This is a genomic window from Pseudomonas sp. GL-RE-29, assembly GCF_019947275.1.
Lineage (GTDB): Bacteria > Pseudomonadota > Gammaproteobacteria > Pseudomonadales > Pseudomonadaceae > Aquipseudomonas > Aquipseudomonas fluorescens_A.
The window spans coordinates 339508-362398 of sequence record NZ_JAGYGD010000001.1 but is presented as its reverse complement, the minus strand read 5'-3'; the positions used below and the strand labels follow the sequence as shown (position 1 = coordinate 362398).

The following is a 22891-nucleotide window of genomic DNA, read 5'->3' as shown; positions in this document are numbered from 1 at the left end:
CCTGTAAATGATTCCGATGGATATCGCTGATCTCTTGCGCGAAGCGCTGCGTCACAGTGGCTGCGTAGACAGTCAGATAGGGCACTTCGACAGTCACAGCACCATTGAAATGCAGATGAAAAACCTGCCCGATATCAGCGTGGCGATGGTCGAAGGCGATGTGTGGGTCTGGGCGGCGGTTGCAGAGGCGAGCCCGAATGTCATGAACCATTGCGCCTTCGAGTTGATGCAGTTCCTGCTCGAAGGCAATGCTTATTCCCGCACCGGGCAATTGCATCTTTGCGTGGTCCAGGAGCGGCTCGAACTGCGTTTGATGGCCAACGCTCACGCCACCGGTGACGCTGAACACTTCGCGCAAGCCCTTGATGGTTTTGTGCAGGCCACTGAAACCCTGTGCGAACTCTTGCGTCGATGATCATCCGCCTGGAAAGGCATGCGGCCCATCCCCTGCGGTTGAATGGTCCCTTGATCGAATCGGCGCTGGGCGACGTTGTGATTGGCGAAGTATGCGAAGTTCGCCGTCATTGGCGCTTGCCCGACATCGCGGCGAGAGCGCAGGTCATCGGCTTCAAACCTGGCTCGGTGCTGCTCAGTTTGCTCGGTGACGCGAAAGGCTTGTCCAGGGAGTCGATGATCGTGCCCACGGGCGCGACATTGCGACTGACCTGCAGTGACGCCTTGCTCGGTAGCGTGGTCGATCCCCAGGGCAACATCGTCGAGCGCCTGGCGCCGTCGACAGCGGTTGCGCAGCAAGACTATCCGGTGGATGCCGACCCGCCGTCCTACCAGCAGCGGCGCCCGGTGGCGCAACCGTTGCGCACAGGTATTCGCGTCATCGACGGTTTGCTGACCTGCGGTGTCGGCCAGCGCATCGGCATTTTTGCCGCTGCCGGCTCCGGCAAAACCACCTTGATCAACATGCTGATCAACCACACCGATGCCGATGTTTTTGTCATCGGCCTGATCGGCGAACGTGGGCGCGAGGTCACCGAGTTCATCGAACATCTGCGCCAATCTGAAAAGCGCTCCCGTTGTGTGGTGGTGTATGCCACATCGGATTTTTCCTCGGTCGATCGCTGCAACTCGGCCCTCCAGGCCACGGCCATTGCCGAGTATTTCCGCGACCAGGGCCAGCGCGTGGTGTTGTTGCTGGACTCGTTGACGCGTTATGCCCGGGCTCGTCGCGACCTGGCGCTGGCGGCCGGTGAAGCACCGGCGCGGCGCGGCTATCCGGCCTCGGTGTTCGATGCCTTGCCGCGCTTGCTGGAGCGCCCGGGTGTGACCGCCTCCGGCAGCATCACTGCCTGGTACACGGTTTTGCTGGAAAGCGATGATGAGCCGGACCCGATTGCCGAAGAGATCCGCTCCATTCTTGATGGCCATATTTACCTCAGCCGTGCCCTGGCGGCGAAAGGGCACTACCCGGCAATCGATGTCCTGAACAGCGTCAGTCGCGTGGCAACCCAAGTCACCACGCCAGAGTTACAGCAACTGGCGGCGAAGACTCGCGAAACACTGGCGCGTCTTGAGCAGTTGCAGATTTTCATCGACATGGGCGAGTACACCCACGGCGCAGACGCCGCCAACGACCACGCGATGCAGCACCGTGAAGCCCTCACTCAATGGTTGCGTCAGCCGACGGGCGAATGTTGCGAGCCCGATGAAACCCTGCGGAGTTTGCATGAACTCATTGGCTGATCGACGGCGCCTGTTGGCGTTCAGTCAGTACCGTCGGCAACGGGGCGAACAAGCGGTGCTGCGCACTCAGCAGCAATTGCAACCACTGCTGCAGGAACGGGCCGGTTTCGAGGGGCAGGAGACTTCGTTGCAAAGTCTGTTGGCCAGCCATCGGGCGAACGACTGCGTGCTGGATCACGGGCAACTGTTGGCGCTGTTGCGCAGGCAAGCCGTGATCCGCCGACAGATCGATCTGTTGCGGGTCGAGCGTGATCGCGTGGATCAGCAGTGCCAGCAGGTAGAGCAACTGTTGCAGGAGCAACGCGAGCAATTGCGTTCGTTGCAGGGCAAACACGACAAGTACCAACGGTCTGTCCAGCAACTGTTGCGCGTGCAACGTCTGGAACAGGTGCGCAGAGAAGAAAGGGAGATAGAAGAGATGAGCGGAGTGCGGCGATGAGCGATGTAACAGTAATTTCACCTCGGCCGGTTCAGGTCCTGGATCCCGTCACCGACGGCTCGATGGATGAACTGCGGGACACGCTTGTACCGGTGCAGGAGGAGGACCTGCCACAAGGTGTGCTGGATCTTCTGGCGGCGCTGATTCAGCGTCATCGATCGACAATGCCAACGGTCCGCGCAGCGGTATTGCAGCCGATGACTACCGCCCCGATGGCGGCGGATGTTGGGCACGATAAGGCACTGTCGTCGGTGCCGCTGGTGATGAGCTATCCGCAAACCAACCGACTGATCCAGCATTCGCTAGCGCACCTTATGGCTGCTTCCGTCGAGATACTGGAAATCCCTGTTCAAGGGACTATCGGGGAATCGGATGTGACCCCGCGCCTATCGACTCAGCCACCACGTCCATCAATCGAACGCGTGTCGATTGAGGCAGGACTGCCAGCGTTCGAACGCGTATCGAGCGCGGCGGTACTGCCGTTGTTCGAACATACGTCGAGTACCAAGGAATCGCCGGCAACCGATCGGGTCACCAATCCGGTTGCCACCGAACCGCATTTGCCGCAAGCACTGCAACCGCCGCCCGCCACCACCCGTCACGCAGTATCGGTTCCACCGCCAACGGCCCCGGCCGCCCCTACACTGCGAGCCATTCCGCCTCCCGCTGTGATGCTCGAAACCTTGCCGGGCACGGACCGTGGCCTGCTGCAGGTGCCGTTCAACAAAGGCGCGGCCAACGGACAAGTAACGATCAGTCGAGTACCGGACGAACCAACCCGTAGCCTGCAACTGAGCCCAAGCAATGCCCTGGTCTTTGATCAGCTCAAGGTGCCTTTCGAGCAGATTCGTGAACCGGTCTGGCGACTGACTGACAGTGGCGGCGAGCAACAGCGGCAGGGCTCACAGCAATCGCCGGAAGACGAGCAACCCGAGCAATCCGAGCTTCCCGCATGAGCACCCTGAAGTTGCGCCGTATCGATCCAGCGACTCATGCCCGTTGGCGGTCGGTCGAGCGTTGGCGCAGTGCCGGCCATGGCGCCGGTTTCGATTGTCTGCAACGGGTGCCCGGCTACTTACGATTTTGCGCGGGCAGCGAAGGAGGGAGGTGGCACGGTCTGATCATGGCCCGCGACTGGCTGCATCACTCGCTTCCACAGTTGCAGGCGTTGCTCGCGATCGAGCCCCCGTTGACGAGCATCGCCGACCTATTCCGGGCAGTGCCACAACCGTTACTGCTGGAGCTTGACGAGTTGCTTTACCAGACGCTGACCGAGGTAGCGCTGGTCGATCCACAGATATTGCCGACCCACAGTTTGCCATGGCTGGAAACGCCTCGGGGGCGCGTGTGGGTGACGCAGTTGCCATTGGCTCGCGCCGCCATTGAACCCTTGAATCCCGGCGCCTGGCTGAGCGATATGCCGCTGCGCCTGACGCTGACGCTGGGTGCCAGTCACCTCGACCCTGCGAGCCGGATTCGACTGAGCGAAGGCGATGTCCTGCGCATCACTCAGCGCGCTCAACACGGCTTTGTGGCGCAGCGCTGCATCGGCGTTTTCACGTTTACTGAAGAAGGATTACTCATGCAATCGACTGATACCGATGCCCATCCACCGACCGCGATAGAACCCGGTGCGGATGCCGGGCTCGGCGCTTTATCGGTGCGTCTGGAGTTCATTCTCGCGACCCATGACATCGACCTCGCCACGCTCTCGCAGATTGTCGATGGGCAACTGATTCCACTGGCCGACGATGCCGCGCGACACATCGAAGTTCGCGCCAATGGCAAGCGCGTGGCTCGCGGGGAGCTGGTGCAGTTGGACGAGCAGTTGGGGGTCGAGTTGATCGAGGTCTATCGCGGCACTTCATCGGAACCGCCGCGATGAATGACGTTTCGCTGATCGCTCTGTTGGCGTTTGCTTCGTTATTGCCATTCCTGGTGGCGGCCGGCACCTGCTACATCAAGTTTTCCATTGTGTTTGTCATCGTGCGTAACGCCTTGGGCCTGCAGCAGGTGCCCTCGAACATGGCCCTCAACGCAATTGCCCTGATGCTGGCGATTTTCGTGATGACGCCGGTGATGAAACAAGGCTATGGCTATTACAAGGAAGAACAGGTGGCCTTTACCGATATCGAGTCGGTGGTGTATTTCGCCGAGAACGGGCTGGGCGGTTACAAGGAATACCTGCGCAAGTACACCGACCCGGAACTGGCGCTGTTCTTCGAGCGTGCTCAGGCGGTTCAGAGTGAAACCGATGCCGGGCTGCCCGCCGATGAAGAACTCACGCCGTCGCTGTTTTCCCTGTTGCCGGCCTACGCGCTGAGTGAAATCAAAAGCGCCTTCAAGATCGGCTTCTATCTGTACCTGCCGTTCGTCATCGTGGATCTGGTGATCTCCAGCATTCTGCTGGCGCTGGGCATGATGATGATGATGATGATGAGCCCGGTGATCATTTCGGTGCCGATCAAACTGGTGCTGTTTGTGGCGCTGGATGGCTGGGCGTTGCTGTCCACCGGGCTGGTCAAGCAATACCTGACCTTGCTGGCGTAGGAGCATTCCATGAACGATCTGGTCTATGCCGGCAACAAAACCCTGTACCTGATTCTGTTGATGGTGGCCTGGCCGATCATCGTCGCCACGGTGGTCGGCCTGGTGGTCGGCTTGATCCAGACCGTGACCCAGTTGCAGGAACAGACCCTGCCGTTCGGTTTCAAGCTGTTGGCCGTCGCCGCGTGCCTGTTCCTGCTGTCGGGCTGGTACGGCGAAACCCTGCTCGATTTCAGCCGTGAAGTCATCCGCCTGGCGCTGGGTTAGCGCGATGTCGGTCACGTTGTTTTTCGACCTGTACGCCTGGTTCGCCGCCGCCATTCTGGGGGTGGCGCGGCTGGCGCCGATTTTTTTCATGTTGCCGTTTCTCAACAGCGGCGTGCTCACGGGGGCGCCACGCCAGGCGGTCATCGTGCTGGTGGCGACGGGGTTCTGGGCTTATGTGGGCGTGCCTTTGCCGGCGCTCGACGCCTTGGCATTCTTTGGTCTGGTGTTGCGTGAGGCCGGCATCGGCGTGCTGCTCGGATGTCTGTTGTGCTGGCCGTTCTGGGTGTTGCACGCCATGGGCAACCTGATCGACAACCAGCGCGGGGCCATGCTCAGCAGCACCGTGGACCCGGCCAACGGGGTCGACACGTCGGAGCTGGCAAATTTTCTCCAGTTGTTCGCCGCGGTGGTTTATCTCGAAGGTGGCGGCATGTTGCTGATGCTTGAAACCGTTGGTCACAGCTACCGTATTTGCGCGCCGGCCAACGGTTGCGAGATACACCTGTCAGCCATTTTGAGCCTGTTGGATGCACTGGTCAGCAAGACGCTGGTGATCAGCGCGCCAGTGGTGGCCACGCTATTGGTCAGCGAAGCGCTGTTGGGTTTGTTGTCGCGGTATGCACCGCAAATGAACGCGTTCTCGGTGTCGCTGACGGTCAAGAGCCTGGTGGCACTGGTGGTGTTGATGCTGTATTTCGGCGTGCATCTGCCCGACGAAGTCTTGCGCATGGGCATGAAATCCCAGGGGCTCGAACATTATCTGGGCCGCGAAGGGGAGGCTGCCAATGTCATCCAGCGCCTCGAAGACTGAGAAACCTACCGCCAAGCGTCTGCGCGATGCTTCGCGCAAAGGGCAAACGTTCAAGGCCAAGGATCTGGTGGTCACCTGCCTGACCCTCTGCGGCATCACCTACATGGTGTTCAACAGCTCACTGTTCGAGGTCATGGAAGTCTATCGGCGGATCATCGCCAGTGACTTTGAGATGGACCTGCAAGCGTACTCGGCGATGCTGGTGCTGGTCGGGCTCAAGGCGTTGTTGCCGTTGCTGCTGGTGTGCGTGTTGACCAGCGCACTGCCTGCGCTGTTGCAAAGCGGTTTCGCCTTGGCCAGCGAAGCCTTGAAGCTCAACCTGGGCGCGTTGAACCCGATCAATGGTTTCAAAAAGCTGTTCAGCATGCGCACCGTCAAGGACACAGTGAAAGCGCTGTTGTACCTGGGCAGTTTTGCCCTGGCGCTGTGGATTGTCTGGATCACCCAGCGTCAATTGGTGTTTGCCCAGTTGTTTGCCCAGGCGCCGGACCTGTTCGCCATCTGGGGTCACTTGCTGCTGGTGCTGGTGCTGGCGTTCCTCGGATGCGTGCTGCTGATCGTCGTGCTGGATGCGCTGAGCGAATACTGGCTGTTCATGAAAGATCAGATGATGGACAAGGATGCGGTCAAGCGTGAACACAAGGAGCAGGACGGCAACCCGGAAATCAAGGGGCGCCGTCGTGATCTGCACCGGGAGCTGCTGTCGGAGCAGATCAAATCCGATGTGCGCAGCTCGCGGATGATCATCGCCAACCCGACCCACATCGCCATCGGGGTGTACTTCCGTCCGGAAATCACCGTGCTGCCGTTCATCTCACTGATGGAAACCAACCAGCGCGCCCTGGCCGTTCGAGCCTATGCCAAGGAGGTCGGTGTGCCGGTGATCAACGACATCGCCCTGGCCCGCCGGATCTTCAAGACCCACCAGCGCTACAGCTTTCTCCAGGTGCAGGAAGTCGAAGAAGTCCTGCGTCTGTTGATCTGGCTCGAGCAAGTCGAGAACGCCTGATTTCTCACCTTTCCCTTTTTCTTCCGAACGTCGGCATGAGCGCAATTTGGCAGCGTGCTCACCGGCGCTTTGGCTCAATGCAGTCGTCAGCAACGCTGACGTTTTTCAGGAGTGTGGCTGATGAGTCGCGACAAACAACAAGATGAACAAGTGGCCCTCGAAGTCGTGGAAGCAGTGCTCGGCGGCGCGGCATTGAAAGACGTGCAAGGCATCAGTGATGAGCACATGAACAGTCTCTATGCCTTCGCGTTCCAGTTCTACGAACAGGGGCGGCTGGACGATGCGCAAAAGTTCTTCCACTTCCTGTGCATCTACGACTTGAACAACAGCCATTACTGGATGGGGTTGGCCGCTGTGCACCAACTCAAGCAGGACCACCAGAAAGCCATCGATCTGTATGCGATCGCCTTCGCCCAGGGCAAGAACGACTACCGACCGATGCTGTACACCGGCCAGTGTCAGTTGGCGCTGGGCAAGATCGGCAAGGCCCGGTTGTGTTTCGAGTATGTGCTTGAACAAGCCACGGAAAACGATTTGCACGAACAGGCTCAGGTGTATCTCGACACCTTGAGTCACATTGAAAAGGATTGTTCGGAGACTGAACATGAGTGAAATCAGAAGCACCTTGAGCCCGGCATTTTCGGGCTCCACAGGTCGAAGCGAGGCCTTTGAAAAATATGGCAAGGCTGCCAGCCAAGCCGCCAGGACCGCCGATTATCAGAAGGCCGGGCAGGAGGCGTTAGCTCGGCTGATGTCGGTGAGCTACGAAGGCCAACCCGGTCCATCGGCGGCCAGTGCCGGCAGACCCTTGCTGCATGCGCCATCACCGCGCGCCGACGGCAACAAACAGGAAACCAACGGTGATCTGTTCACGCTGTTGATGGCGATGATCAGTGAGCTGCTTGGCGAAGTTGACGTCAACAAACTGAAAAATCGTCTGGCGATGTTGCAAAGCATGGCCGGTGCCAGGCAGCAGGGGCATGAAAAACTGGCGGCTGAATACGCCGCCGCCGTCGAGGCGCTGGAGGCGGCCGAGGGCGAAATCGGCAGCAGCCAGGAACATCTCGAACAGTTGCAGGAGCGGGTTCGCCAGGTCCAGGGCCTGCTGGATGAGAGTGAGGCACGGTTGGCGGATCTGGATCCTGAGTCACCGGAATACGCTCGCGAACTGGCACTGCGCGACAAGCTAAAAGGTGAACTGGCAGGCCATACCCAAACGCTGCAAAAAGCAACCGATGCTCACTTGAAACTGATCGAGATCGCCAATGCCTGCGCCAAAACGCTGGCTGCGGTGACTGTAAAGGTGCAAGAGGCCGGACTTACGGGACCTTCGGTGAAGGAGTCCAACGAGAAAGCGCTTAGCAGCGCCGCTCTGGCGCTCCTGAACCGCTTAAAGATTATCGAGTTGCTCGGCGAGTCGGCGCAGACCAAGGAGGAGCTCAATCAGGAGTTGTTCCAGGAGCTGCAAGCCAGGCTTCAGGAACACATGAAGCTCGAGTCGGAGAAGTACCTGGAAGAAGTGCGCAAGGCCGAGGCGTTGCAGAAGACCATGGGCTGCATTGGCAAAATCGTCGGTGCGATATTGACCGTTGCGACCATTGCCGCCGGCGTGTTGACCGCCAACCCGGTGTTGATTGCGGTAGGTGTAATTGGCGCGGCGGTGATGATTTCCGACGCAGCCATCCAGCAGGCGACCGGCGTGTCGTTCATGGCCGAAGCCATGAAGCCGCTGACAACCGTGATGCAGGAAGCCATCAAGCTGTTCACCGAACTCTATACAAAATTGCTGGTGGCGTTCGGTGTCGACCCGGAGACCGCGAAAGACATCGCGCAAATTGCCGGCATGATCCAGGGCATCGCCGCAACGCTGGCGGCCGTGGCATTGGTGGCGGTAGTCGGTGCGCAGGTGATCGGGCCAATGGTCGGCGCCATCGCCTCGAAACTGTCCTCGATGGTCGCCAACGCTGCGCCTGCCGCCATGCAGGCATTCAAGCAACTGGGTACATCGGTCAGTAACACGTTGACGCAGATGCTGACCCAATTGCGCGGCTTCATCACCAACGGCGCCGATGCTGTCTCCCTGGCTCGCTATGCCGCCAATTTGCAGATGGCTCAGGCGGTCACCGAGTTTGGCAGTGTGGCAGTGCAGGGTGGTTTGCAGATCCAGAGCGGCGCACACCAGGCCCGGGCAGCCGAGCACCTGGCAGACGTGCGCGTGCGCATGGCAATCAGTGAAGAGATCACTTCCTACCTCTCTCGATTGGTCGAGGACTACGGCCAGGCGATGCAGGTCCGCACCCGACAGATCGATCAAGTCTTTGCCGACATGCAACGCAGTCATTCCGTAAGCCTGCAAATGGCGCGGCACGTTTGAACTCACGAATAATAAGGTGATTTTTCATGGCTACCATTCAGACCACGATCAGGCCAGCTCCGGCGATATTGACTCACGATCCGGTGAACGACGCAGGGTTGAGCAAGTCGATTGCCCAAGAGCAATTCTCAAAGGATCGCAAACGCACGGGTCTCTCGGATACGTCGTTTCTCAACCAGGTCACGGCAAAGCAAGTGCTTCAGAAAGAGAGCTTCATTGCGCCTACGGCTGCGGATCTCAATGATGCAATCAACGCCTACCAACCCACTGAGTCGGACTGGCAAGACTTTACTGTTGCATTGACGAAACTCAGCGAAGAAGAACGTAATGAGCTGGCGTTTGATCCGGGTGCCTGGGAAAAACACGCAAACGTATTGATCGCGGCGATCATCGCGTTGAACGTTGCACGGGTCGTCAACGCGCAGTTGCGCGGGCATTTCGGTGTCATGGCGGCGGAAGCAGCCAAGGCTCAGGGCTCTGCCATCATTGAATCAGGTAAGGCCGCCTTTAACAGCGCCGTCACTGCAGCGGTGGTGTCCGGTGCAATCGCCGGTTTTGCCATGTTCAAGGCGTTGGAAGGCCTGGGGCTAAAGCATGCCGATATCAGTCTGCATAAACGCAACGCTCTGGATGCCGGTAACATCGAACGCGACCTGAAGCAACATCGCTCCCGCGATGACTGGGATCCGCAAACCACCTACAAAATAAAGACCTTCGATGACTTTGGCCGCTCGACCTCAGTCGATTTCAAACCCAAGGGTTCCACGCTGACACCTCAGGAGCAGGCGTGGTTCGACGGAGAGATCCTCAAGGCGCAAAAGGTCGGGCAAACCTCCGACTGGCTGAGCCAAATGGGCGCCAAGGGCATTGAGAAAAAGCTCGAAATCGGCCGTACGCTCAGTGCCATGTCGATGAGCCTGAGTCAGGTCATGGCGAGCATGGTTCGCACGAGCGAGCATGTTGCGCGGGAGAAAGAAGTCCTGAAGCAAAGTGATCAGAATACTTCGAAAAGCTTGAGTGATGAGATCGGTCAGAAAGACTCGGCCGACGGGGCATTGTTGCAAAAACTCATGGACATGGTGCTGCAGTTATTCCAGTCGCGTCATCAACCATTGCCTTGAGTGAGGAAACACTATGAGAATTCCAGATTTCACACCTTCAGGGCGTAGCCTGTCAGCAGACTACAACCTTGTTGCTGAAACACCGCAATCGCCCGAGACGCTTATCGAGTTCCACGCGGCGTTTTCCCTGACGCAGATACTCGAACGCTCGATAAAAGCACTGAATCGCAGTCATGAAAATTTGCTCAAATGCCCTTCGGGAATTGCCAAAGGGCTTGAGGGCGGGTCAGCCGAAAGCCTGGCGCAATACTTCACTTCAGCCGAGTTCGTTGAGCAGGTCGAGACTAAACGCATTCGATGGCAAATGTGGTCACAACAGCTGCGACAGTATGGGCAGGTGTTTACCCATTGCTGTGAAACACTGCCGATGGAACAGCGCCAACGACTCTACGATGAGCAGAATCGTATTATCGGTGAGTTCGAACAAATGCCGGTTCCGCCGGAAATCGCGAACTCCTTCGATGCAGCAGTCAATTCATCGAGCGAGTTTTTCGACAAGCTGCTCGAACTCATCGACCTGATCAAGAACGGCTATCTGGCCGGTTATGAACACATTATTTCGGCCTATTCGAGCTTCTTTTCCGACTTCAATACGGAAATAACGGCGAGGTTGAAAGACTGGATCGTGGGCGTCGACGATGGCAAAAAAGTCAGGATCAATCTGGGCGAGTTGAGAAGGGCACTCGACAGCTTGATTGCCAAATACTCCCACCCCAATCCTGCATCCGTGCTGTTTCCTGAGCCCGGCAAGGGCGGCGCGACAAGGGAAGAAGCGGAGAATTGGCGAAAAGCGCTGGGGTTGCCTGCCGATTGCCTCAAGCAAAATGCAGACGGCACGTATTGCGTTGTCATGGACTTGGGGCCGTTGCATACCATGAGACACAGCGTGGCAACCGGCGAAACGGCCGAATGGGACACTGCAAGGTTCCAGGCCTGGCAAACCGGCTTCAACGCCCAGGAAGAACGCATGAAGAACACCTTGCAGTCGTTCACGCAGAAGTATTCGAACGCCAACTCTTACCACGACAACTTTAATAAAACGCTGTCTTCACATTTGAGCCAGTTTTCAGACATGTTGAAGGCGATGTTGAATTTTTGATGATGTAACAAGATTTATTAGAGTTCTTCATTCTGAGTGATGTGAGGTGCTTTAGTTGGTTTGTGGATTTAACGATATGTTTTTTCGATTTATTAAGGAACGTTATGTCGGGGGCGATCGATGGTCGAATGATGAGATTGTTGTCTGAGTGCTTGCCAAATGCTCGCCACGGTATAGAAGTTGGATCAAGGTTGGTTGAGGACTTGTACATGGATTCCATTGCGGTTGTTGAATTTGTAATGGTGTTAAATGAGGAGTTTGAGATGGATGTGCCGGCGAAAGTAGTGGCAGAGTGGAGGACGGTAGAGGATATTTGCTCTTGGCTGAAAACGGCTGTAATGTCTTAATGGGTTTTAGTTAGTGTTAAGTTTTTAAGGGTTGTTCGGATTTTTTAATTGTGTTGCTTATTATTTGAGGGTTTCTATGATTGGTGCTTTGTCTGTTTCTTCTATGAGTGGGGTCTGCTCGGGCGCAAAAGACCCGGTAGGCGACGTTTCATCAATTAAGGGGGAGCTAAATGTTCAAAGTGAATATTTTATAGGGGATTTTTTAAGCTTGCATGGCGCTAAGATCGGCAGGCGGGATGATGTTAAACAAATTATGACTTATCACTCTGATAATAATGACTGGTCTATAACGTCTGAGAGCAAGGATGCACTGATTACTTCTTTGTTGGGTCTTTTGCCTGCTGAAGGTGCGAAAATTCATAATCGAGTTTTTCTTGAAGCGGTTCGCGACTGGTACTGTGGATTGGACAGTGGAAGTAAAATTGACAATGCGGTGGCGGCAAAGGACCACTTGGATCGTAAAGGTCATAATATTGCAAGAATGATATTGGAAGCGAACTATGATCTGGGAGGAAGTTCTGTTCGTGTGTTGGATGTGGGTGGGAATGACGGAATACTAACTTCGAATGTGGCATATCATCTCGGTCAAAGCTTGAATGTGCCCGTGCAGCCGTATGTGTTGGAGATCGAGACTGGTGTAAGCTGGGACCACAATAGCAATACAGTGTCTGCGGCGGATAATAATAAAAATGAGCCTGTTAAGACGATATATTATGATGGGCGGGATATGTCTTCCGGTAGGGTGTTTGGGCCTGAGGATAATAACCCGCTGGCAGATGGTCGAGGATTTGATTGTGCAATGTATCAACACTCTTTGCATCACTTTCCAAGTCCAGAAATACAGCAGGAGAGCCTTAAGCAAATATTTGGATTGTTGAATGATGGCGGTGTATTAACTATTTCAGAGCATGGCAGTGCGCTAGGGAGCTCAGAGTTGGATTTAATGCATATGATGACTGAGGTCTACTCTGATTTGCACAGGGATCCTCAGATGTCCGTCAACGAGTTGGAGGAAAGGTATAACGCTTATGTTGAAAGAGAGACGCCAGCAAACTACTTTTCCCAAGAAAGCCTGCGCGACATGGCTCGGAAAGCGGGTTTTACTCCGGTCAGTGTCACTGGCATTAGTGAGAGGACGGAAAGGACTTATTCAATGACTTTTGTAAAGAATGCAGAATCTATTCTGGAGCGGCATCGGGATCTTAATGCTTTGTTAGATTCGGATGCATTAAAAGCTGATGTTACTAAATTTGAGACAAAATCCATCTACGCAGGGGTGCGGTCACTGGACGGCGTCTTCTGATCTAAATTTTTCTGCGTCATTTATTTATGATTTGATATTTGTTGTTTACCTTGCAAGGCTAAGGTCTTGCAGGTTTTTTGTCCGGGCGGAGTTGTTTTAGTTTAATCTCTTAATGTTGACTCCCGAGGCCTTACATTTATGGTCGTAAATTCCTACACCTAAAGAATCATTAGTCCTACGGAAACCCCCCACACAACTTCCTATAGTCACGCAGCTTGTCATCTCGAGCCTGACCCCCGTCTCAGGCTCGATTGCGTTTCAGTACCTTTCTATAGAGAAGTCTCAAAGTATGGACAGTGCCACTGATCAATCGCCGGTCCCGTCATACGTTTTTGACCACTGGCAACTGCAAAGCGACGGAACGCTGATGCGAGATGGACAAGGAGTTCACGTCCCCCCGAAAGAGTTGAGTGTTTTACGTCTGCTGCTTGGTTCGGCGGGCACGGTGATCAGCAAGGACCACTTGCTGGATAGTGTCTGGCCCGAAATCGATGCAGCTGAAGAGTCGTTGACCCGCTGTATATACGCGCTGCGCAAGCTGCTCAGAGAGAACAAGAATTTCATTGCGACGGTGTACGGGCAGGGTTATCGATTCACCTGTGCGGTGGTCGAAATCGATACGCCGGGTCCCTCGAGGATGGAGGCAACAACGCTGGCTGTTTTGCCTTTTCGCAATCTCGGCGAAGACACTGCACTGGATTTGCAGGATGCGATGATTCGTCAGCTGTCCACGGCGTTCGGCGAGGGGTTGCATGTCATACCCTCGGGGTTGATGGCCACTTACGGGCAGCCGGTCGATGTGCGGGCGCTGGTTGGGCAATTGTCTGCTGACTACTGCTTGAGCGGGCGGTTTACCGGCTCGAGTGAGAGACAACAATGGTCGGTCGAACTGATCCGTGGCCGCGATCATGCATTGCTGTACGGACAGACACTGGACGCCGGTGATCTGGCAGAGGCGCTTGGTGCGTTGACGTGTCTGGTTGCGCAGCGCATTCCCGGTTTGCGTCCTGTCAGTGAATCCTGCGCTTCCTACCCGGCCGCCGTGGCCTATCTGCGTGGTTTGTGCCGCGTGCAGCAGCACACCCCGCAAAGTCTGCGTGATGCCCTTGTGCAGTTTCGACACTGTTTGCAGTTGGCAGCAAATTACGCAGCGGCCTGGTGCGGTTTGGCGGATGCCTGGCTGGGTAAAGCCATGCTCGGCCTGTGTGTGCAGGAGCGCGCTGTTGATGAGGCGCATTCGGCGATTTCCAGAGCGTTATCGGTTGACCCGGCCAGCCCGCAAGCGCTTGTGCGGCTTGCCTTGCTGACCAGCCTTCGTGGATGCGAGGACGCTGCAAACGTGCTTTTTCGGCGTTGTCTCCTGGACGCCGAACAGGCCGATGGTCATTTCTTCCACGCCTGGCATCACTGGTTTTGGCGGCGCAGCGAGCAGGCGGCGCAAAGTCTCGAAAAGTGTTTACGGCATGACCCCGATTGTGTGCGGGCGAAGATATTCAAGGACCGTATTGCACTGGAAGGCAAAGGCGGGGATATCGTGCTGATCGGCCGACAATCCTTGTGCGGCGCGGCGAAGTCGCCTGTGCTTGATCGCTGGCGATGCCTGACATGAGTCGGTGCGCATTCAAACCGATTCTTATGCTGATGTGTCTTGGCTCTGGAACCGCGAACGCCTTTTGCTGGGATTCGGCAGGCGAGAAACATGCCATTGAGCCGGAACTGCTCCAGGCGATCGCCGATGTGGAGTCGGGACAGTCGGCGCAAGCGATGAATTACAACAAGGACGGGAGTCATGACATCGGCTTGATGCAAATCAACAGCCATCATCTTCCTCGTTTGAGCGCTCAGGGCATTACCGAGCAGCGCTTGCTGGATGAGCCCTGCCTGTCGGTCGAAGTCGGTGCATCGGTACTGGCCGATTTTATCGCCCGTTACGGCTACAACTGGACGGCGGTGGGGGCCTACAACGCCGGCAATTCTCCCCACCGACAAGCCGCGCGTCTGCGCTATGCGCGCAAGGTCTGGCAACGCTATGAAGTGTTTACCCAGGCTCGACAGTGACGGGACGAAGTGAAGTCAGGCAGCGGATTCTGATCCTCTGCCGGGCGCAATCGGCAGAATTCGATCAGGAATCCAGCGGTCAGCCTTTTTAACATGACCGCTCAATTTCACTGCTTTGGAGCTTGAACGGTGACAGTCCTGACGGCCCCCGCCCAACAGCCCTGCGTTTTGCGGATACTCAATGGTCCGCTGCAAGGATGTGAGTTTCCCTTAGGCGAAACCACAACCTTGTTCGTGGTAGGGCCGCTGGATCTGTTAGGACAGGGGACGCTGACCGCCAGTGTTCCCGCCGATGCCATCTTCGTGCCCCTGGAGGAAGGTGGTTGCAATTTCGAAGTGCTGGCTGCTGAAATGACGCCCGATGGCTTGCCGTTACGTCTCCTCGACGAGTCATTAGAAACACGCCACTGCCCCTTCCAGGCCAGGGTGCAGATCGGCGGCCTGCAAATCGCTTTGCGCCATGAAGACCAATACTGGACACCTGAGGTGCTCGGCCAACCACCTTGCGCTCCATCAGATGCAAACAGAGTTCAGTGGTGGCGTAGCCCTTTGACTGGATGGATCGCTGGTGGCACGGCCATGGCAGTGCTGGTCGCCGCAGTCAGTCTCTGGTCGATGCCGGTGCCGGTGCCTGAAACCGATGTCCGTGTGCTGATTGCCGGAGCCAGTGCCGAGGCCCAGGTGTTGAGCGGCCGTGACCATGCAATCTATGTGTTCGTTGATTCCGAGCGTGATGCTGGCTGGAGTCGGCAGGTGCTGATGCGCCACAACGCACGGAGCGGCAAAGTGCTGGTGACGGACCAGGAGCGCCGTCGACTGGAGCAGTTGCTGGTCGACTTCGATCCGCAACTGGCCTGGCACACCCTTGACCTCAAGGAGCCCTCGGTACCGCGACTGCTGCTCAGCGCCCAGCGAAATCTACTGACGCCCCAGAAGCAAGCGAAGCTGCTTGATGCGCTGCTGGCGGCCGCGCCCTATGCCCGGGACATAACGGTGCAGATGCAGGATGACAACCTGCTGGCCGATCTCGCGCAGGAGGGGCTGCAACGTCTTTCACTGGGATTCAACCGCTCGGAGCATGCAGACAGTGTCACGTTTGCCGTGACCGGCAACCTGCAGGATTCCGAACTCGCCGCCACTCGCCGTTACATCGACAGTTTTTACCGCCAGTGGGGTGATCGCTACGTGAGCTTCACGGTCGAGCTCAAGGACGATTCGCTCAAAGACAAGTCGTTTCAAACCGGCCCGCAGGGCTATATCAAGATGACGTCGTCATCCTGGCATTTTCCAACACAACACTAAAAGGTGATTCATGTCTGGTATTGGTATTCCGATCGACTTTTCCGACGACTTTCTCGGGCGTCAGGCCGCAGATTTCGAACTCGGTGCAGCAAATCTCAAGATAGCGATGGATAAAGCCCTGGAGGATCTCAAGGGCGACGCTTCCGACCCCGCGAAGCTGGCCGCCTACCAGGCAGCCTTTTCGTCCTACACCGTTTTCCGTAACGCCCAGACCAACACGATCAAGGGCTTCAAGGATATCGACATGGCGATCATCCAGGCGGCGCGCTGATTCCTTCTTTTCGGTCGGCCATCGGTGTGTGTCGATGGCCATTTTGAGTGCAACCCATGTCCATTCAGAACATATCGCAGTCTTTTATTGAGCGCACATCGTTTGTTGAGTTGCGGGGGCCGCAGGAAGGTCCGATCGTCTCCCTCGAGTCCCGATTGATCGAAGCGTTTGCCGGTTCTGCCGTCAACAGCGAGCAGGATGTTTCGGCGATCAATCAACTGATGCAGCGCCCGGATATCACCAGCCCTGAATTACTGACTCAGCTGCAGGAGCAGGTCGGGCAGTACAACGTCGATATCAACTTGCTTAACGTGCTGGTTCGCAAAGCGGTAGGTACGGCCGAAACCCTGTTGCGTGCGTCATGAAGGCGGGAGCTTTACTGGTATTCATCTGTGTGGCGTTGCTGGGGTGCCGTCAACCGAGTCTGCTCGAAGGGCTGGACCAGCAACAGGCCAATGAAGTGCTTTCGGTCCTGCAACGCAACAACATCGCGGCGGTGAAAGTCGACGCCGGCAAAACCGGTTATGCGGTGAAAATCGATCAGGTCGATTTTTCCGCGGCCGTCGATTTGCTCAACCTCTATTCGTTACCTTCCCGGCCGCGCTTGCAAGTGGCAGAGATGTTTCCTGCCGATTCGCTGGTAGCTTCCCCCCGCGCTGAAAAAGCCCGACTGTATTCGGCGCTGGAGCAGCGGATAGAACAGTCGCTGGGTGTGCTCGAAGGTGTGGTTTCAGCGCGGGTGCATGTCAGTTACGACCTGGATGCCGGTGAAGGCGGACGCAAGTCACCGCCCATTCACCTCTCGGCGGTGGCCATCCATGAGCGAGATGTCGAGCCGCAGTTACTGATCACCGACATCAAGCGTTTTCTCAAGAACAGTTTTGCGGCGGTCGAATACGAGAATATCTCGGTGGTGCTGTCGAAGCGTTCGCCGACACAGCACGTCCCGCCGTCCGTGATTGCGACGCAGGGAAATTCGCAGTGGGTGTGGTGGTTGGCCGTGGCAAGCGGATTGCTGTTGGCCATTGGTGCAGGCTGGGCCTATCGCCAGCTGAGCACAGGGCAGCGTGATGTCGCACGCTGAATGTTTGCAGCGAATCCTCGCCGAACCTCTGGGTTACCTGCACCCGCAGCGCCTGTCTCGACCGGCGGGTTTCGATGGGGCTCAGGCAATCAGCGCGCTCGACCGGTTGCTGCTCGAAGGACTCGAGTTGCAAGGTCCCTGGCCTTCGACATCGCTGACAGCGGTGGGGAGTCTATGGATACGCCATTGGCAGGAGCTGCCCTACATCGCAAGGCTGATGGGCGCTAATCGCTTGATGCCGGGTCTGGCGAAAGGCGCTGCGCTGCTGCGCCTGCCATTGTCGTTGCGCCGGTTTGCCGGTTACAGCCTGGGTATTCGCAAAGTCTCGCCGATCAAGTCTTCAGCCGTTCCCATGGAGCAGGTCGAAGCCGTTGGCCTCAATGCGTTGTGGAGCTGGCGCGAGCACGTGCCGCCCATGTTGCTCGAGCGCCTGATCCTGCAATTCTCCGAACCGGTTGTTCACTTGCACAGGCAATGGCCGATCACCGATCCCGATCCAGCTCTTTTCTTCTTGGCGGTGCAACATGCTCGACGCTATCCGAACCCTGACTGAACTCCCCGAGTCGAGCGATGCACATTTGCCTCGCGAGGACATTGCCGCCGCGCGTCGACGTAGCACGTTGCAGCGCCAGGCCCAGCGTTGGGCCGGTGATTGCGTGGACCAGGCTCGGCGTGATGCCGAAGCGGTTCATGCCGAGGCTTTTCGGGAAGGCTACGCCGAGGGTATTTTGCGTGCGATCGAGCATCTGGCTGATGGTCTACTGGAGTCGCAATCGCTGGGCCAAACATTGCGCAAAGACCTCACCCAATCCGCTCGCGGATTGCTGGCAGAGGCCTTGAGTCGCCCCGAATGGCTGGACGAAATGCTTGAGCGCTGGCTGGCGACGCAAACGGACGATTCCGGTGCAGTCCTGCAAGTGCTGCTGCCGGTGCATTGCCGCACCCGGGGCGATGAACTGCGCGCGCGACTGTGCAGAGTGTGGTCCGGCGAGCTGATCCTCGACTATCACCCACAAGAGCGTTATGTGGTGCGTCTCGCGGACCAACTACTCGAATTCGATGTGGAAACGACCCGCAAGCGGCTGGAGCCCAGGTTGCTGGCGTGTGTCGAGAATCTGCCGGATTCGGTTCGGGCTTTGGACCAGCAGGCAGTGCAGGCGCTGACCACGCTTTGTTCGACATTCGGCGTGCGCGCGGCCGAAGGGTTTAGCCATGAAAATTGATAACCTGATGAATCATGGCGCGCTCGAGCAGGAAAGTGCGGTTCAGACGCTTGAATCACGTGTTCTTGCTGCCGGGCAGGACTTACCTGAGAACAGGCGTCCGGACCCGGAGTTCGAGCACCTCTACCAAACGCTGTTAACCATGGAGGGACGGGGAGAAAAGGCCGTCTACGATTTTATCCGCTCGTTGCGCAGCGCCGACGGCACATCTGCTGCCTATCCAACGGCACAAAAACTGATGGCCGTCACCCTCCAGGTACTGGTTCGACTGAAAGAAGAGAAGCTCGAAGACTCGCAGCTCTTCAAGGAAATGCGCGGAGCCAACGGCCTGGCGTTCAGCATGGATGTCTTCGTCAAGGGGTTCATGCGTGAGGTGTTTGAGCCTATGGGGGATGAGTCGTGGGAAAAGAGTGAATGGTGAGCCAATACGCTGCGCTCAAACCTGTTTGATATTCGCGGCAGGCTTCGTTCCCTGGTTGGCGTATACGAAACCCGGGCGACTCGCGAACACCACTGCGGCGACCAATGCATTGACGATGTGATCGACTTCAGCTTTGGAGATCGGCAGTGTGGAGAAGTAGCGACTGGCTGAAACCACGACGGTGGTGATGGTTTCGCTCATTGAGGTACGGATCGCATTGGTGGTCAGGAATTGATCGGCCACTTGTTCTGCGGTGGGAATGCGTGGCGGCATGAGCTTGACCCGGAAGCCTTCAGGGTTTTTCTCCGGTTGAAGGGCATGCATGATTTCGCCACCGAGGACCTGGCTGGCGATGTCGGCTCCAGCATTGTAGGTGCCGCGTAAAACATCATGCCCAATGACCGAGTTCAAGGATTCGAGAATCTCGGTGGCCCGATTTTCCGCAGACAGGTTGGCACTGACCGCCGTCTCGGTGTTGCGCGCAAGCCAATCCGAAAGTTGGGTTGCGAACACTTCATCGGCGGTTGAAGGCGAACTGCCCGCCGACATCGCATAGCCGGGGCCGGATTTTGGTGCCGTATTGCTCATGGCCGTAAAGGCCAGAAACTGCAATGCGCCATTAAGACCTCCAGTGGCTGCCGTTCCGGCCAGATTGGGTTTCGAATTGTCACTGATCGGCAGGAACAGGTTCACCAGGTCGGAGGCGAAGCTGTAAAAAGCCATTTGCGAACCGTATGAGGCCAGCGCCGGCAGTGCTTGGGGCGCCGCCGCTGCCGTTGCCAGTGCGGCCATCGATAACGTGAGGGTGGCGAGTCGGGCCAGACGCGTTTGTGTATTTGCGGTGCCGTTGCATTCATCCCTGACCGCGCCAATGATGTTCAGCGCTGGACCAATCATCAGTGAGATCGCACCGATCACATTGCGTGTCAGCGGCGATGCGGCGCTGGATTGCAGGGTTTTTTCCAGGGCGAACCCGACCAGCTGGCGAATCGTTGTCAGGGTGCCCACGACCAGGCCTGTACGCAGACCGGAAATTGTCAGGTTGCTGGCCAAGCGACCGAGAGCGCCTTCGAATTCGTTACGGCCCAGTTTGCCCAGCAGTTCGCCGAGGGAGTCGGTGATGGTTTGGGCGCGTTGGATTGTTGCTGCGGGTGATTGATCTGTTTGTTCCAAAAAGTCCAAGACGTCGAACTTGTGAGCAATGTATCTGCCGATTGAGCCGTCAAGAGCATTGCTCTTTGCTCCCTCTACTTCACCTGCGAGGAGCTGATCAATGGTTTGCGCAAGGTTGGCTGAATCAACAGCGTGACCGGTGGACTCTGTTGCGATGATCTCAATCAGGTTCTGCTCAATGCTCTTTAGAACAGGCTCTATTTCAACCACTACAGAACTATTGGCCGGTCCGTCCGGATATGGAGCCTGCATCATCAAGGCAGTCCCAATCTGATCAGACGACGCGTAGTCGCCCATATCGATAGTCGTGTGTTCTTTGCTCGTGGTTCGGATCGATTGGTGTGTGTGGGGCTGAGTCGGGAGTCTTGATACCGGTAAACCTGCAGGCGATAGAGGCATTTTTTTCATCCAGTGAAAGGGAAAGAGGCTGCGTCATTGCAGTCGCATCGATCATTGGGAGCTCTGCGCTGGCGGGACTACCAAAAAACGCTCCCGGGTGATGCCTGCAGCTACCGCCGCAACAACAAGTCTCGAATTAACCGGGTTTCTCGCCCGTTACCTCCCGGGCCGGCTATAATCACCGCCACTTTTTATTAGCCCAGAGTCAAACCCGCCCATGTACACCCTGGCCCGTCAGCTGTTGTTCAAACTTTCCCCGGAAACCTCCCACGATCTGTCCCTGGACTTGATCGGCGCGGGTGGCCGTTTGGGCCTCAACGGCTTGCTGTGCAAGGCGCCGGCGAAGAAACCGGTGACGGTCATGGGCCTGGATTTCCCGAACCCGGTGGGTCTGGCGGCCGGCCTGGACAAGAACGGCGCAGCCATCGACGGCTTCGCGCAACTGGGATTCGGTTTCGTCGAAATCGGTACCATCACCCCGCGTCCACAGCCGGGCAACCCGAAGCCACGCCTGTTCCGTCTGCCGGAAGCCGAGGCGATCATCAATCGCATGGGTTTCAACAACCTTGGCGTCGATCACTTGCTGGCCCGTGTGGCGGCGGCCAAATACAAGGGCGTTCTGGGCATCAACATCGGCAAGAACTTCGATACCCCGGTCGAGCGCGCGGTCGATGATTACCTGATCTGCCTGGACAAGGTCTACGCCCACGCCAGCTATGTGACGGTCAACGTCAGCTCGCCGAACACGCCGGGCCTGCGCAGCCTGCAATTCGGTGACTCGCTCAAGCAGTTGCTGGCCGACCTGGCCGAGCGCCGGGCGGAGCTGGCGCTGCGTCACGGCAAACATGTGCCGCTGGCAATCAAGATCGCCCCGGACATGACCGACGAAGAAACCGCGCAGGTCGCACAGGCATTGATCGAAACCGGTATGGACGCGGTCATCGCCACCAACACCACCCTGAGCCGCGTGGGCGTCGAAGGCATGGAGCATGGCGACGAGGCGGGCGGTCTGTCCGGTGCACCGGTTCGCGACAAGAGCACTCACACCGTGAAAGTGCTGGCCGCAGAATTGGGCGGTCGTTTGCCGATCATTGCCGCGGGTGGCATCACCGAAGGCAAACACGCCGCCGAAAAAATCACCGCGGGTGCAAGCCTGGTGCAGATCTACTCCGGCTTCATCTACAAAGGCCCAGCGCTTATCCGCGAATCCGTCGACGCCATCGCCGCCCTGAGATAAACCCTATGGGGATTGGGCTTTTGTGGCGAGGGAGCTTGCTCCCGCTCGGCTGCGCAGCAGTCGTATTCCGGCCAATGCGTTTTAACGGGTTCACCGCGTGTCCAGTGTTGGGGCCGCTTCGCAGCCCAGCGGGAGCAAGCTCCCTCGCCACGATGGGATTTGCGGTGAATTTACGGGCATAAAAAGGGCCCCTTTAAAGGAGCCCTTGGGCCGTAGCCCGCCGTCCGGATGGGACGTGCGTGGTTAATTCGTTACGTAATCAGATTGTCGTGTGTCGGAGTGTTGTGCCCTGTGTTAGCCGACGGCGTGAAGTTCGTTGAGTCTGTGGATTCCCGCAGTGCCGGTCATACCGTCCCAGTTGTCGCCGCGTCCTTCTCGCCAGCCGTTAATCCAGGCTTGACGTACCGACGGTAGAGTAAATGGGCAAAGCTCACGGGATTTACCACCAACGCCATATTGATATCCGCGCAAAAATGCTCTTTCCAACGGATCACGCTTAAGTCTTCTCATAGGGTGTAGCCCTCACTTGTTGACTGTTTTCATCGCGTCGACCTCAATCGAGGTCAGGCAGAAAAACTCTGCCGTTGGGGGCTCGCTGCCGGCGTGGCGAGCCAAGGGTGTTGGCGTCGTTGCGGCGCCAACCTGTGTTGAGTTCTAACCAATGCGTCACATCGAGGGAATGATCGATTTGTCATAAGAACGTAACCA

Annotated in this window: 27 protein-coding genes and 1 pseudogene; 26 read left to right on the top strand and 2 right to left on the bottom strand. The window is 57.1% G+C overall.

The features are described 5' to 3' along the window. Positions 1-7: 7 nt before the first annotated feature. The 25 genes and pseudogenes from KGB21_RS01705 (at position 8) to KGB21_RS01585 (ending at position 19374) form a co-directional block, all read left to right on the top strand. Complete coding sequence (locus tag KGB21_RS01705; protein ID WP_034147973.1) at positions 8-415, top strand: invasion protein B family; 408 nt, start codon at positions 8-10, stop codon at positions 413-415. Further along, entirely contained in the window at positions 412-1698 is a 1287-nt protein-coding gene (gene sctN, locus KGB21_RS01700; RefSeq protein WP_223503294.1) for a type III secretion system ATPase SctN, read from the top strand. The genes KGB21_RS01705 and sctN overlap by 4 nt, the downstream gene beginning before the upstream one ends. Then, positions 1682-2137, top strand: coding sequence for a type III secretion protein (locus tag KGB21_RS01695; protein ID WP_223503270.1), 456 nt, complete (start codon positions 1682-1684; stop codon positions 2135-2137). Before sctN ends, KGB21_RS01695 begins: the two co-directional genes overlap by 17 nt. Then, positions 2134-3093 (top strand): invasion protein, encoded by a 960-nt coding sequence (locus tag KGB21_RS01690; RefSeq protein ID WP_223503268.1) that lies wholly within the window; start codon positions 2134-2136, stop codon positions 3091-3093. The genes KGB21_RS01695 and KGB21_RS01690 overlap by 4 nt, the downstream gene beginning before the upstream one ends. Next, entirely contained in the window at positions 3090-4022 is a 933-nt protein-coding gene (locus tag KGB21_RS01685; protein ID WP_223503266.1) for a FliM/FliN family flagellar motor switch protein, read from the top strand. The genes KGB21_RS01690 and KGB21_RS01685 overlap by 4 nt, the downstream gene beginning before the upstream one ends. After that, complete coding sequence (locus tag KGB21_RS01680; protein WP_223503264.1) at positions 4019-4687, top strand: EscR/YscR/HrcR family type III secretion system export apparatus protein; 669 nt, start codon at positions 4019-4021, stop codon at positions 4685-4687. Before KGB21_RS01685 ends, KGB21_RS01680 begins: the two co-directional genes overlap by 4 nt. Before the next feature lie 9 nt (positions 4688-4696). Beyond that, on the top strand, positions 4697-4951 hold the full coding sequence (locus KGB21_RS01675) for an EscS/YscS/HrcS family type III secretion system export apparatus protein (protein ID WP_020795892.1): 255 nt from the start codon (positions 4697-4699) through the stop codon (positions 4949-4951). A gap of 4 nt (positions 4952-4955) precedes the next feature. Continuing rightward, positions 4956-5762 (top strand): type III secretion system export apparatus subunit SctT, encoded by an 807-nt coding sequence (gene sctT / locus KGB21_RS01670; protein WP_223503292.1) that lies wholly within the window; start codon positions 4956-4958, stop codon positions 5760-5762. Continuing rightward, positions 5737-6771 (top strand): EscU/YscU/HrcU family type III secretion system export apparatus switch protein, encoded by a 1035-nt coding sequence (locus KGB21_RS01665; protein WP_034147966.1) that lies wholly within the window; start codon positions 5737-5739, stop codon positions 6769-6771. Before sctT ends, KGB21_RS01665 begins: the two co-directional genes overlap by 26 nt. A gap of 120 nt (positions 6772-6891) precedes the next feature. Further along, positions 6892-7383, top strand: a complete 492-nt coding sequence (gene sicA, locus KGB21_RS01660) for a type III secretion system translocator chaperone SicA (RefSeq protein ID WP_223503262.1) — start codon at positions 6892-6894, stop codon at positions 7381-7383. Continuing rightward, a complete protein-coding gene (gene sctE, locus KGB21_RS01655) occupies positions 7376-9145 on the top strand; it encodes a type III secretion system translocon subunit SctE (RefSeq protein ID WP_223503260.1) in 1770 nt (589 codons plus the stop codon). Before sicA ends, sctE begins: the two co-directional genes overlap by 8 nt. 26 nt (positions 9146-9171) lie before the next feature. Then, complete coding sequence (locus tag KGB21_RS01650; RefSeq protein ID WP_223503259.1) at positions 9172-10266, top strand: cell invasion protein; 1095 nt, start codon at positions 9172-9174, stop codon at positions 10264-10266. A 13-nt stretch (positions 10267-10279) separates the two neighbouring features. Then, positions 10280-11365 carry an IpaD/SipD/SspD family type III secretion system needle tip protein gene (locus KGB21_RS01645; RefSeq protein WP_223503257.1) on the top strand — a complete coding sequence of 362 codons (1086 nt, stop codon included), beginning with the start codon at positions 10280-10282 and terminating at the stop codon, positions 11363-11365. A gap of 104 nt (positions 11366-11469) precedes the next feature. After that, a complete protein-coding gene (locus tag KGB21_RS01640) occupies positions 11470-11712 on the top strand; it encodes an acyl carrier protein (protein ID WP_317846698.1) in 243 nt (80 codons plus the stop codon). Between the two features lie 76 nt (positions 11713-11788). After that, positions 11789-13015 carry a methyltransferase domain-containing protein gene (locus KGB21_RS01635; protein ID WP_223503255.1) on the top strand — a complete coding sequence of 409 codons (1227 nt, stop codon included), beginning with the start codon at positions 11789-11791 and terminating at the stop codon, positions 13013-13015. A gap of 289 nt (positions 13016-13304) precedes the next feature. Beyond that, positions 13305-13550, top strand: a pseudogene (locus KGB21_RS29495) (winged helix-turn-helix domain-containing protein); the annotation flags it as partial. 844 nt (positions 13551-14394) lie between these two features. After that, positions 14395-14556: a PTPA-CTERM sorting domain-containing protein gene (locus tag KGB21_RS29490; protein WP_223503288.1), complete on the top strand. Its 162-nt coding sequence runs from the start codon at positions 14395-14397 to the stop codon at positions 14554-14556. A gap of 64 nt (positions 14557-14620) precedes the next feature. Continuing rightward, positions 14621-15073, top strand: a complete 453-nt coding sequence (locus tag KGB21_RS01620; RefSeq protein WP_223503253.1) for a transglycosylase SLT domain-containing protein — start codon at positions 14621-14623, stop codon at positions 15071-15073. 129 nt (positions 15074-15202) lie between these two features. Then, positions 15203-16375 carry a PrgH/EprH family type III secretion apparatus protein gene (locus KGB21_RS01615; RefSeq protein WP_223503251.1) on the top strand — a complete coding sequence of 391 codons (1173 nt, stop codon included), beginning with the start codon at positions 15203-15205 and terminating at the stop codon, positions 16373-16375. Between the two features lie 10 nt (positions 16376-16385). Next, complete coding sequence (gene sctF / locus KGB21_RS01610) at positions 16386-16646, top strand: type III secretion system needle filament subunit SctF (RefSeq protein ID WP_034147960.1); 261 nt, start codon at positions 16386-16388, stop codon at positions 16644-16646. Positions 16647-16702: 56 nt separating this feature from the next. Next, on the top strand, positions 16703-17011 hold the full coding sequence (gene sctI / locus KGB21_RS01605; protein WP_034147959.1) for a type III secretion system inner rod subunit SctI: 309 nt from the start codon (positions 16703-16705) through the stop codon (positions 17009-17011). After that, positions 17008-17730: an EscJ/YscJ/HrcJ family type III secretion inner membrane ring protein gene (locus tag KGB21_RS01600; protein ID WP_034147958.1), complete on the top strand. Its 723-nt coding sequence runs from the start codon at positions 17008-17010 to the stop codon at positions 17728-17730. The genes sctI and KGB21_RS01600 overlap by 4 nt, the downstream gene beginning before the upstream one ends. Further along, positions 17717-18283, top strand: coding sequence for a secretion system protein (locus KGB21_RS01595; protein ID WP_223503249.1), 567 nt, complete (start codon positions 17717-17719; stop codon positions 18281-18283). The genes KGB21_RS01600 and KGB21_RS01595 overlap by 14 nt, the downstream gene beginning before the upstream one ends. Then, complete coding sequence (locus tag KGB21_RS01590; RefSeq protein ID WP_223503248.1) at positions 18255-18953, top strand: oxygen-regulated invasion protein OrgB; 699 nt, start codon at positions 18255-18257, stop codon at positions 18951-18953. The genes KGB21_RS01595 and KGB21_RS01590 overlap by 29 nt, the downstream gene beginning before the upstream one ends. After that, positions 18943-19374, top strand: coding sequence for a hypothetical protein (locus KGB21_RS01585; protein WP_223503246.1), 432 nt, complete (start codon positions 18943-18945; stop codon positions 19372-19374). The genes KGB21_RS01590 and KGB21_RS01585 overlap by 11 nt, the downstream gene beginning before the upstream one ends. Positions 19375-19389: 15 nt before the next feature. Here KGB21_RS01585 and KGB21_RS01580 read toward each other — a convergent pair whose 3' ends face one another. Beyond that, a complete protein-coding gene (locus KGB21_RS01580; protein ID WP_223503244.1) occupies positions 19390-20844 on the bottom strand; it encodes a hypothetical protein in 1455 nt (484 codons plus the stop codon). Positions 20845-21163: 319 nt separating this feature from the next. Between KGB21_RS01580 and KGB21_RS01575 the strand changes: the two genes are divergently transcribed. Next, positions 21164-22183, top strand: a complete 1020-nt coding sequence (locus KGB21_RS01575; protein ID WP_223503243.1) for a quinone-dependent dihydroorotate dehydrogenase — start codon at positions 21164-21166, stop codon at positions 22181-22183. A 294-nt stretch (positions 22184-22477) separates the two neighbouring features. Here the strand turns inward: KGB21_RS01575 and rmf are convergent, their stop codons facing one another. Then, entirely contained in the window at positions 22478-22693 is a 216-nt protein-coding gene (gene rmf / locus KGB21_RS01570) for a ribosome modulation factor (protein ID WP_003223300.1), read from the bottom strand. Positions 22694-22891 lie beyond the last annotated feature (198 nt).

Bases quoted from the DNA above. Each gene is read 5' to 3' on its own strand.
- KGB21_RS01595 (WP_223503249.1), top strand. From the start codon at position 17,717: ATGTCGCACGCTGAATGTTTGCAGCGAATCCTCGCCGAACCTCTGGGT.
- KGB21_RS01620 (WP_223503253.1), top strand. From the start codon at position 14,621: ATGAGTCGGTGCGCATTCAAACCGATTCTTATGCTGATGTGTCTTGGC.
- KGB21_RS01690 (WP_223503268.1), top strand. From the start codon at position 2,134: ATGAGCGATGTAACAGTAATTTCACCTCGGCCGGTTCAGGTCCTGGAT.
- KGB21_RS01635 (WP_223503255.1), top strand. From the start codon at position 11,789: ATGATTGGTGCTTTGTCTGTTTCTTCTATGAGTGGGGTCTGCTCGGGC.
- KGB21_RS01685 (WP_223503266.1), top strand. From the start codon at position 3,090: ATGAGCACCCTGAAGTTGCGCCGTATCGATCCAGCGACTCATGCCCGT.
- sctN (WP_223503294.1), top strand. From the start codon at position 412: ATGATCATCCGCCTGGAAAGGCATGCGGCCCATCCCCTGCGGTTGAAT.
- KGB21_RS01590 (WP_223503248.1), top strand. From the start codon at position 18,255: ATGCTCGACGCTATCCGAACCCTGACTGAACTCCCCGAGTCGAGCGAT.
- KGB21_RS01585 (WP_223503246.1), top strand. From the start codon at position 18,943: ATGAAAATTGATAACCTGATGAATCATGGCGCGCTCGAGCAGGAAAGT.
- KGB21_RS01650 (WP_223503259.1), top strand. From the start codon at position 9,172: ATGGCTACCATTCAGACCACGATCAGGCCAGCTCCGGCGATATTGACT.
- KGB21_RS01640 (WP_317846698.1), top strand. From the start codon at position 11,470: ATGTCGGGGGCGATCGATGGTCGAATGATGAGATTGTTGTCTGAGTGC.
- sicA (WP_223503262.1), top strand. From the start codon at position 6,892: ATGAGTCGCGACAAACAACAAGATGAACAAGTGGCCCTCGAAGTCGTG.
- KGB21_RS01580 (WP_223503244.1), bottom strand. From the start codon at position 20,844: ATGGGCGACTACGCGTCGTCTGATCAGATTGGGACTGCCTTGATGATG.
- KGB21_RS01575 (WP_223503243.1), top strand. From the start codon at position 21,164: ATGTACACCCTGGCCCGTCAGCTGTTGTTCAAACTTTCCCCGGAAACC.
- KGB21_RS01695 (WP_223503270.1), top strand. From the start codon at position 1,682: ATGAACTCATTGGCTGATCGACGGCGCCTGTTGGCGTTCAGTCAGTAC.
- KGB21_RS01645 (WP_223503257.1), top strand. From the start codon at position 10,280: ATGAGAATTCCAGATTTCACACCTTCAGGGCGTAGCCTGTCAGCAGAC.
- rmf (WP_003223300.1), bottom strand. From the start codon at position 22,693: ATGAGAAGACTTAAGCGTGATCCGTTGGAAAGAGCATTTTTGCGCGGA.
- KGB21_RS01705 (WP_034147973.1), top strand. From the start codon at position 8: ATGATTCCGATGGATATCGCTGATCTCTTGCGCGAAGCGCTGCGTCAC.
- sctT (WP_223503292.1), top strand. From the start codon at position 4,956: ATGTCGGTCACGTTGTTTTTCGACCTGTACGCCTGGTTCGCCGCCGCC.
- KGB21_RS01680 (WP_223503264.1), top strand. From the start codon at position 4,019: ATGAATGACGTTTCGCTGATCGCTCTGTTGGCGTTTGCTTCGTTATTG.
- KGB21_RS01675 (WP_020795892.1), top strand. From the start codon at position 4,697: ATGAACGATCTGGTCTATGCCGGCAACAAAACCCTGTACCTGATTCTG.
- sctE (WP_223503260.1), top strand. From the start codon at position 7,376: ATGAGTGAAATCAGAAGCACCTTGAGCCCGGCATTTTCGGGCTCCACA.
- KGB21_RS01600 (WP_034147958.1), top strand. From the start codon at position 17,008: ATGAAGGCGGGAGCTTTACTGGTATTCATCTGTGTGGCGTTGCTGGGG.
- KGB21_RS01665 (WP_034147966.1), top strand. From the start codon at position 5,737: ATGTCATCCAGCGCCTCGAAGACTGAGAAACCTACCGCCAAGCGTCTG.
- sctI (WP_034147959.1), top strand. From the start codon at position 16,703: ATGTCCATTCAGAACATATCGCAGTCTTTTATTGAGCGCACATCGTTT.
- KGB21_RS29490 (WP_223503288.1), top strand. From the start codon at position 14,395: ATGGTCATTTCTTCCACGCCTGGCATCACTGGTTTTGGCGGCGCAGCG.
- sctF (WP_034147960.1), top strand. From the start codon at position 16,386: ATGTCTGGTATTGGTATTCCGATCGACTTTTCCGACGACTTTCTCGGG.